The sequence below is a fragment of the Sporomusa sp. genome (genome assembly GCF_035561255.1).
Taxonomy (GTDB): domain Bacteria; phylum Bacillota; class Negativicutes; order Sporomusales; family Sporomusaceae; genus Sporomusa.
In genome coordinates this window covers 1-6,393 of sequence record NZ_DATMXX010000216.1, presented here as the reverse complement: position 1 = coordinate 6,393, position 6,393 = coordinate 1, and the positions used below count along the sequence as shown (strand labels likewise).

Sequence of the window (6,393 nt, the reverse complement as noted above, 5' to 3'; positions counted from 1 at the left end):
CTCTTCTAGAATTTTTATTGGGTGTTTTCCAGATGGCCGATATTCAACTAGCGATAAGCCCAGGATATTAAAATCTTTATTCAGTACCTTGAGGAGATTAGAGAGTGTTTGAATCTTTAATCCCCCCAATGCGGGAACTGGAATAAAGGGAAACTCATTGGGATCAATTACGTCCAAATCCAGGTGGATATAAATATTCTTTGAGCCATTTGCTTTTATTGTATCTACTGCAAGCTTGGATTCAATATCAGCCACTTTTAACAGTTTAATCTTTCTTTCAGCTATATATTCAGATTCGGCATCATCCAGCTCCCGGCTTCCTAGCAAGATAATCTGCGCAGGCGTCAATGGGGAAAACGTCTGACTCAGAATTTTGGGATCTCCCTCCCCAAGCAATGTTCTAAGCGGCATGCCGTGAAAAGCTTTACTCAGAGAGGTTGCTGGTGTATTGAGATCGCCATGGGCATCAAACCATAAAATCGTGACATCACCTTTTATCTGGCTATTTAAGTAAGATATCGGCGCAATTGCGATATCGCAACCGCCACCTACTGTAAAAATACTTGTGGGGTTTTCTTGAAAAATCAGGTTCTTACATTGCTCTAGCTGTTTCACGATAGGCTTATAGCCCAAGATGTCATTCTCAATACTATAAACATCTTCTAAGCTTACATCAATATCAATAAATGTTTTGCTACTTAAGTAATTTTTTTTTATTTCCAGGGCGCCTTCATAGGTTGATTTATCTTGCCCCCCACCCTGCCATTGGGGGAAAAAAATATTGATATGTTTTTGCATAATTGTCCTTCCTTTCGTTACTTAATAACACTATTAGCACGTACAAAACGCAATAATGCTCACATCTATTAAACAATATCAATATTCCAATCCCAGCATACGAACTCCTGCCGATTCCAGATGAATTTAGTACCATTCATTTTTTTGCTGTTATCACTAATTATTTTCCCATTTCCGGCTACAGTGGTCGTACTGGGACTTTAGGTAATATCTAACTGATGTTCAAATATTGATTTAAATTGTTAGTTATATCCTATTGACAAAAAACGCTTGTCCTGTGATAATGAATAATAAATGAAAAGCGTATATTATTGATCGCGAATTACAGTTCCAAGTGTAACATCATAGTTTTTTAAACACGAATAGTAAAAGTAATGATTGGGATTAAAGCAACAAGTGAATCGCTTCAGAGAGCCGGCGGTGGTGCAAGCCGGTGCGTGATTGTTGCCGTTACCTCGCCCATGAACTCTTCAGCTCACATGTATACATAGTAAAGTATACATTAGGTTGAAGCGTCGCCCCGCGTTAATGGGAAAGAGTACAACGTAGGGTGGTACCGCGAATTTCGCCCCTACTGGCAGGGATACCTGTCAGTAGGGGTTTTTACTTTTTTAGGGGAGGTTGAGATATTAGATTATTACCATAAGCATTGCGGATGAGATTAACAAAAATAAAGAAAAGGTGGGAAAATTCTATGTTTAACGTGCGAAATAGTATCAAAAAGTGGTCGGCAGCTGCACTGGCAATGGTGTTTGCCGTTTCGATGGCTGGCTGTGGTGGTAACCAATCAAGTGCCCCGGCAAACTCAGAAACCGGCGGCGCCGCCAAAATCGGGGTAGTATCCTATCTTACCGGTGGTGGAGCCGCTTATGGCGAAGCTATTAAGCAGGGTCTTGAACTAGCGCGGGATGAAATAAACGCCAAGGGTAAGGTCAAGATCGAGCTCGTTTTCGAAGACTCCAAAGGTGATAAGAATGAGGCTATCAATGCCACCAACAAGCTCATTCATAAAGATAATGTAGTCGGAATCATCGGCCCTACCCTGAGCGGAGAAATGTTTGCCGTAGGCCCAATAGCCAGTCAGTCGGGCGTACCTATTATGGGCACATCAACTACTGCCGAAGGCATTACTGATATCGGCGATTATGTATTTCGCAATGCCCTGCCTGAGTCACTGGCAATACCGCATGCTGTGAAAAAAGCAAAAGAAAAACTCGGTTTTAAAAAAGTAGCTGTCATGTATTCGAACAATAACGACTGGGCCGTATCTGGTTTTAAAACCTTTGAACAGGCAATAAAAGACAACGGCATGGAGACTGTCACTGTTGAAACTTTTGCTGATAAAGACACTGATTTCTCAGCTCAGCTAACCAAGATTGCCGCTCTCAAGCCAGATGCAATTATGGTCGCTGGTTTATATCAGGAGGCTGCGCTCATTCTTAAAAAGGCCAGAGAGATCGGTATTACTGTGCCGATTGTCGGCAATAACGGCTTCAACTCACCGCAATTAATTAAATCTGGTGGCACTGCAGCTGAAGGGGTTGTTGTGGCAAGTCCCTGGTATCCTGGTAAAGATGACGAGAAAGTTAAGAAATTTGTAGCTGCATACAAAGCAAAATACAGCAAAGAGCCTGATCAATTTGCAGCCCAGGCATATGATGCTTTATACATTATGGCAGATGCCTTAGAAAAATCCGGCACCACGACAGACCGCAAGAAGTTCAGGGACAGCCTTGCCAACGTAAAAGACTTCCCCGGCGTTACCGGTAAGTTCGCTTTTGATGCCAAACGTAACCCGGCTATGGATGTTACTATCCTTGTTGTTAAAGACGGGCAGTTCACAGAGTTAAAATAATAAGAAAAACGTAACATGAAGGAGTGAAGTCAGTGTTCTTGCAGCAAGTAGTCAACGGCCTCACTTTAGGTAGTACCTATGCAGTTATTGCATTAGGCTACACATTAATTTTCGGCGTACTAAACATTGTGAATATGGCTCATGGCGAGATATTCATGATCGGGGCTTTTGTCGGCTTGATGCTTGTCACAAAGTTCAATATCGGTATCATCGGGGCACTTATTGGTGCGATGATTACCGGAGCAGCTCTTGGTTATCTGTTAGAAAGAGTAGCTTTGCGCCCCCTGCGGCGCAAGGAAGTCTCACACCTGGCGCCGCTGATTAGTACGATTGGTGTATCTATTTTTTTAGAAAGTCTGGCTCTTAAGGTATTTGGTCCACAAGCCCAGTCCTTTCCGCCCGTATTTTCAGGACAACTGCTGGATTTAGGGGTATTTAAAATTTCTTTTATCCAGATTATTATCCTTGCTATTTCATTTGGTTTGATGGTTACGCTGCGTTTTTGGCTGGCAAAAACAAAAGCCGGAAAATCAATACGGGCAACGGCAGAGAACATCGAAACAGCGGGTCTGTTAGGTGTTGATACGCGCAAGGTCATTGTAATGACCGTCATGCTGGCATCCGGTCTCGGGGCAGTAGCCGGGGTTCTTGTAGGGCTGGCGTTTAACGCCGTTGAGCCTACTATGGGGATCACCATGGGTTTTAAGGGGTTGGCAGTACTTATTCTAGGCGGTCTGGGCAATATAACAGGCGCCATGGTTGGTGGTTTAATCTTAGGGATTGCGGAAGTATTTAGTGTCGCGTATGGAGATTCATCCTACCGGGATGCAGTAGCCTTTGGCTTAATTATGGTGCTATTGTTTGTACGACCCCAGGGTCTTTTTGGCAGCAGCACCCCTCAAGGAGGCCGGTAGCCATGGATGCGCTCTTAAATCCGTATTATCTGCAGATTTTAATGTTTATTCTCATCAATGCTATGCTGGGTATTAGTATTTATTTAACCCTTGCAACAGGGCAGTTATCCTTGGGAAATGCCGGTTTCATGAGTGTAGGTGCGTATACATCGGCATTATTGACGCTAAAACTCGGGATTCCCGTATATCTGGCTATTCCGACAGGCGGGTTGGCCGCTTGCCTGATGGCCGCAGTCATTGGTATCCCGGCTACCAGGTTACAAGGGATATATTTAGCTATTGCCACCCTCGGCTTTGGCGAGGTAGTAAGAGTAATTATTCTCAACCTGAAAATCACTAACGGGGCTTTAGGTCTTTCCGGGATACCGTCATTAGGTGTACTTATTGGCAAGCAGTTTTCTGCAATGGGGTATAGCCAGGGACTTGCAGGCTTCAGCCTGCAGCAAATAAGCAATCTGTCTGTCATTGCCATTCTTGCTGCGATCTTAGCTTTTATCGTTTTCTTTGCCGTCCGGTTACGCAATTCCAGGATAGGCCGGGCGTTTGCGTCAATTAAGGCTGATGAGCACGCCGCTGAAGTGTCAGGGGTAAATACAACCAGATACAAGCTTTTGGCCTTTTTCCTGGGGGCTTTTGTTGCCGGGATTGCCGGCGGGTTAGCAGCACACATTACTTTCTATATCGGCCCAAAGGATTTTTCGTATCATCGCGCTGTTGAGATATTGCTATTTGCCGTATTTGGGGGCAGCAATGTGGTATGGGGACCGCTCTTAGGATCGGTCATATTAACAACTCTCCCTGAGCTGCTGCGGTCAGCTGCAGACTATCGGGCCATGATCTATGGCGGTATTCTGGTCATAATGATGATTTTCCGCCCACAGGGGCTGATCAGTGAAGAAACAATCCGTTACTGGCAATCCAAGCTGAAGACATCTTCTACTGCAGGCGAACAGCCGGAACCAACAAGGAGGTCAGCAGGATGATCCTCACACTTGAAAAAGTCAGTAAAAACTTTGGCGGGCTGGCTGCGTTATCTAATGTAAGTTTTAGCATCGGGAAGGGTGAAATTCTTGGTGTAATTGGCCCTAATGGCGCTGGCAAGACAACCCTTTTCAACCTGATTACCGGTGTTTTATCGCCAAGTGAAGGCCGTATTGTTTACCAGGATAAAGCGATTGTTGGCTTAAAGCCCCACAGGATTACTAAGCTGGGGATTTCCCGTACTTTTCAAAATATCCGCTTATTTGGTCAGATGACAGCGTTAGAGAACGTTATGGTTGGCGCTCATTGCCGTATGAAGGCCGGTCTCTGGCAGGGATTATGGCAGACTAAGACGCAACAGACTGAGGAAAAAACCATCAGGGGTAAGGCTCGCGCTATGCTGGAACTAACAGGGATCGGCGATGAAGTGAATACCTTTGCCGGCGCGCTATCTTACGGTAAACAACGCCGTCTGGAAATTGCCCGGGCGCTGGCCTCTGATCCGGATCTGCTCCTCTTAGATGAGCCTGCAGCCGGTATGAATGAGAGTGAGACAGAAGACCTGCGATTACTGATTGCTAAAATACAGCAATTGGGCAAAGCCGTTATCCTGATCGAACACGATATGCATTTAATGATGAATGTATGTGAGCGGTTTGTTGTGTTAAACTTTGGCCGGAAGATTGCGGAGGGCGCACCGGCAAGCATTCAGGAGAACCCTGAGGTTATTGAAGCCTATCTGGGAAAGGAGGATGTGTGACATGCTTGAAATCACAAAACTTATTGCTGGTTACGGCAACATTAAAGCGTTAAAAACGGTCGACATCTCCGTTCCCGAAGGTGCAATCGTATCCTTGATTGGTGCAAATGGTGCAGGGAAAACAACTACAATGAAATCAATCATGGGTCTGGTTCAGCCTGACGCAGGCCAAATTGCCTTCCAGGGAAAAAACATTACCGGTTTAGCTGTACACAAGGTAGTAAATCTGGGGATATCACTCGTTCCCGAAGGCCGCAGCATACTGTCTCAAATGACAGTGCTGGAGAATTTAGAGATGGGGGCTTACCAACGGAAAGACGACTCCATCCAGAGTGATCTGGAAAAAGTTTTTAAGCGCTTTCCAATATTGGAAGAACGTAGAACACAGTTAGGCGGGACCTTATCCGGGGGACAGCAGCAAATGCTGGCAATTGGCAGAGCCTTAATGGCTCGTCCGAAGCTGCTGCTGCTGGATGAGCCCTCCATGGGCCTAGCCCCGCTGGTAGTGGCCGATATATTTAAGGTCATCCAGGAAATCAATGCCGAAGGGACAACTATTCTGCTTGTTGAGCAAAACGTCCGCCAGGCAATCAAGATTGCTCACTATGCCTATGTCATGGAGACCGGCCGGATTGTTCTCCACGGGAAAGCTGATGATATAGCCAATGATCCAAGAGTTATGGAGGCTTACTTGGGCGGGAGAAAAGTTGGCTAAAAATACGCATATAACCTAAAGGAACCCCCTAAAGTCGTTACGGCTAAACCGTAAGCTACTTTAGGGGGGTTTATTATTTATTAAATCTTTTTCTATAGCCACATTTTCTGCAAAGTTCTTCTACTACATTATTATTGCAAAAACTACGTCTTATATTTTCTGCCCTTTTTCCATTGATAATATCACAAAATTTGTGACCATGAATATTGCCTAAATTAATTATCCCTTCCCCATCAAGGCAACAGGGCACTACTGTACCATCAACTAAAATAGCAATTTGATTTCTTAATCCAAAGCAAGTTCCTTTATTAAAGTCCTCTTCTTCTTTTAAATCAGGCCATTTAAACTCATAATCCTGACTCAAATATAC

At 44.6% G+C, this 6,393-nt stretch carries 7 protein-coding genes and 1 other annotated feature; of the genes, 5 read left to right on the top strand and 2 right to left on the bottom strand.

The genetic code is table 11. The annotated features are described in order from the left end of the window. A partial coding sequence (locus VN379_RS11815) for an arginase family protein (RefSeq protein ID WP_325534043.1) occupies positions 1–798 on the bottom strand: 798 nt, incomplete at its 3' end. Between the two features lie 365 nt (positions 799–1,163). Then, positions 1,164–1,374, top strand: a binding site (T-box leader). A gap of 118 nt (positions 1,375–1,492) precedes the next feature. Here VN379_RS11815 and VN379_RS11810 point away from each other — a divergent pair. The 5 genes from VN379_RS11810 to VN379_RS11790 are packed head-to-tail and all read left to right on the top strand — an operon-like array spanning position 1,493 to position 6,023. After that, positions 1,493–2,653 (top strand): ABC transporter substrate-binding protein, encoded by a 1,161-nt coding sequence (locus VN379_RS11810; protein ID WP_325534041.1) that lies wholly within the window; start codon positions 1,493–1,495, stop codon positions 2,651–2,653. 32 nt (positions 2,654–2,685) lie between these two features. After that, positions 2,686–3,567: a branched-chain amino acid ABC transporter permease gene (locus tag VN379_RS11805; protein WP_325534039.1), complete on the top strand. Its 882-nt coding sequence runs from the start codon at positions 2,686–2,688 to the stop codon at positions 3,565–3,567. 2 nt (positions 3,568–3,569) lie between these two features. Then, on the top strand, positions 3,570–4,550 hold the full coding sequence (locus VN379_RS11800) for a branched-chain amino acid ABC transporter permease (RefSeq protein WP_325534037.1): 981 nt from the start codon (positions 3,570–3,572) through the stop codon (positions 4,548–4,550). Next, entirely contained in the window at positions 4,547–5,308 is a 762-nt protein-coding gene (locus VN379_RS11795; RefSeq protein WP_325534035.1) for an ABC transporter ATP-binding protein, read from the top strand. Before VN379_RS11800 ends, VN379_RS11795 begins: the two co-directional genes overlap by 4 nt. Before the next feature lies 1 nt (position 5,309). Further along, positions 5,310–6,023, top strand: coding sequence for an ABC transporter ATP-binding protein (locus tag VN379_RS11790; protein ID WP_325534033.1), 714 nt, complete (start codon positions 5,310–5,312; stop codon positions 6,021–6,023). Between the two features lie 73 nt (positions 6,024–6,096). On the opposite strand, the gene VN379_RS11785 is transcribed toward VN379_RS11790, so the two are convergent. Further along, on the bottom strand, positions 6,097–6,393 hold a 297-nt coding region (locus VN379_RS11785), incomplete at its 5' end, for an SPASM domain-containing protein (protein WP_325534031.1).

What these genes read in the sequence shown, in the direction of transcription:
- VN379_RS11810 (WP_325534041.1), top strand. Translation starts at nt 1,493, where the DNA reads ATGTTTAACGTGCGAAATAGTATCAAAAAGTGGTCGGCAGCTGCACTG.
- VN379_RS11800 (WP_325534037.1), top strand. Translation starts at nt 3,570, where the DNA reads ATGGATGCGCTCTTAAATCCGTATTATCTGCAGATTTTAATGTTTATT.
- VN379_RS11795 (WP_325534035.1), top strand. Translation starts at nt 4,547, where the DNA reads ATGATCCTCACACTTGAAAAAGTCAGTAAAAACTTTGGCGGGCTGGCT.
- VN379_RS11790 (WP_325534033.1), top strand. Translation starts at nt 5,310, where the DNA reads ATGCTTGAAATCACAAAACTTATTGCTGGTTACGGCAACATTAAAGCG.